The 2193-nt window shown below is 31.4% G+C and carries 1 protein-coding gene; it reads right to left on the reverse strand.

From position 1 onward, the window contains the following. Positions 1-651: 651 nt before the first annotated feature. Positions 652-1680: a RepB family plasmid replication initiator protein gene (locus K4G57_RS08890; protein ID WP_221561858.1), complete on the reverse strand. Its 1029-nt coding sequence runs from the start codon at positions 1678-1680 to the stop codon at positions 652-654. Positions 1681-2193 lie beyond the last annotated feature (513 nt).

Raw genomic sequence — 2193 nt, forward strand, 5'->3', positions numbered from 1 at the left:
TTATGCCTCATAGAATCACAGAAAGGGGTCAAAAATCGTTTTTAATCGTTTAGGGGTAGTTTGGTATTGTTTTTGGTTTAAAATTGATTTATGGGCTTAATTTTTTAAAAAATGAAAAACACCAAGAAAAAAGTGCGCAAATTTTTGTCGGAGCTGTGAAAAAATTATAATGCTTTTTAAAGAATGCAGGATAAGGGTAGTAGTTCTAAAAAGTATATATTTTTTAAAAACTACTACCCACCTGCTCTGCCGAGAGCTCTTTAAAGTATTTTTGCTTTTTGATTGTTTGTTTTTGGTAAAAAACTTGTTTTAAAAAGTAAAAATAGCCAAGTTTTTGCAAGGCAAAAAACAAAAGTTTTGCAAAACTTTTGTGGCAGAATATATTTTGATTTTGTAAAAAACTTTTTTAAGCCTTATTAATGCTAAAAGGCAAGGGAGAACCCTCGCCGCCCTAGAGTTTTAACCTAAACTCAAATTCTAATAACAGAATCCTAATTTTTAGGTATAATTCTCTAAAGCGTTTCGGTTTTTCTCTCATTTGAAACGCCTTATAGCAAATTTGCCGAGCCTTGAAATTTTACTTTTCTTGGTTCGGCTTTTTTATTGTATCTAAATTGGCATATTATTGGTTATTTACAAACTCTCTAGTGTTTAATAAATACCTTGAATCTTTTGTGCAATCCATTCGTTTGCTTTTTGTAGATTTTTAAATGAAAGCTTAAAATCTTTTTTTATTTTTTCATCATAGCAAATTAGCTTATTTGTTTCATTGTCAAAATCTTTGATTATGGCAATAATTAATTTTTGTTTGGAATCGTAAAAAGAAATTTCAACTCCCTTGTAATTTTTAAATTCTTGTTTTGCTTCATAGTCTGCACTTGTAGGAATGTGATTTTTTATGTTTTCTGCGATTCTTGCTTCTGCTTGTGCTTCTAGTTCCTCTTGCACTTGTTCGGGAGTGAAGTCAAAGCGAATTGCAATCACATTACCCCCGCGCCCTCGCCCCTTGCCCTTAATTTTGGTGTAGCTTAAATCTTTGAATGGGATTCTTTTTGTGTCAAATAGATTGCGTTCTGCTGTTAGCTCTCTAAGGGCTGGTTTTAGGATTCTTTGGTCAATATCAATTTGTTTGTAATTCTCTGGAATGTCTAAAATATCCTTAAATTCTTTAAAATCCCATTGCACCCACCCTGTTTGCCTGTATTGCTTTAACAAGCGATAAAGCGTTTTAGTATATTTTCCACTAAGTGCGATAAATTCTGCAAGTTCAAAGCGGGTGAAGTTTGCGGTCAGTTGTTCTACTAAATAAGCAAATATTTCGTTAATTTCAATTTTAATTCCTGTTAATGTTTTTTTGTTGTCGTTGTTTAAAAAGAATATCGTGTATTCTTTGAAAAGATTATAAGTAGTCTGTGCGCTTTCATTCTCGTTAATTTTTCTTATTGTTGTAAAGTCTGCTTTAAAAAATTTTTCTCCCAACGTTTTAGCATAATTAAACAATTCTGCATTTGTAGGATTTTTATCACTTACAAAATTGCGCAACTCATTTGCGCTAAATTCGCACTTACTATTGTTTTTGATTTTTACCAACATTCCAAATAATAAATTTTGCTCTAGCTCTGTGAAGCTCGGTAACTTAATTTTATTAAAATCATTATGATATTTAACTATTTCTTGCATTGTAGAATCCCTTTTTTATCGTCAAGAAACAGGGGAACAAGTCCCCTAAGCTCACTTAGTTACTCTTACCTTTATTTTCCAACCGAAAAGGCTAAATTTCAGGTATAATTTCACCAAAGGCTTTTTGCTATGTTTAAAAAACATAGTAATTCCTTATGACGATTTTGCCGAACCTTGAAAATTTTACTTTTCTTGGTTCGGCTTTTTTATTATACTATATTTTGATTATAAAATAAATATTTGTCGTTTTAATACTCGCAATTTGTCGTTTTAATACTCGCAATTTGTCGTTTTAATACTCGCAATTTGTCGTTTTAATACTCGCAATTTGTCGTTTTAATACTCGCAATTTGTCGTTTTAATACTCGCAATTTGTCGTTTTAATACTCGCAAAGAACCCCTTTAAAATATCGTAAAATGCGAGGTTATCCCCCCCTCCTCGCGCGCGCGTATAAAAAATATTAAAAGAATTTAAAAGATCTTAAAAAGGGTCAGCTTTGCAAAAAACTTGCA

Origin of the sequence: Helicobacter turcicus (assembly GCF_019711685.1) — a bacterium.
GTDB lineage: Bacteria > Campylobacterota > Campylobacteria > Campylobacterales > Helicobacteraceae > Helicobacter_D > Helicobacter_D turcicus.

Coding starts and splice junctions, on each gene's coding strand:
- K4G57_RS08890 (WP_221561858.1), bottom strand. CDS start 1,680: ATGCAAGAAATAGTTAAATATCATAATGATTTTAATAAAATTAAGTTA.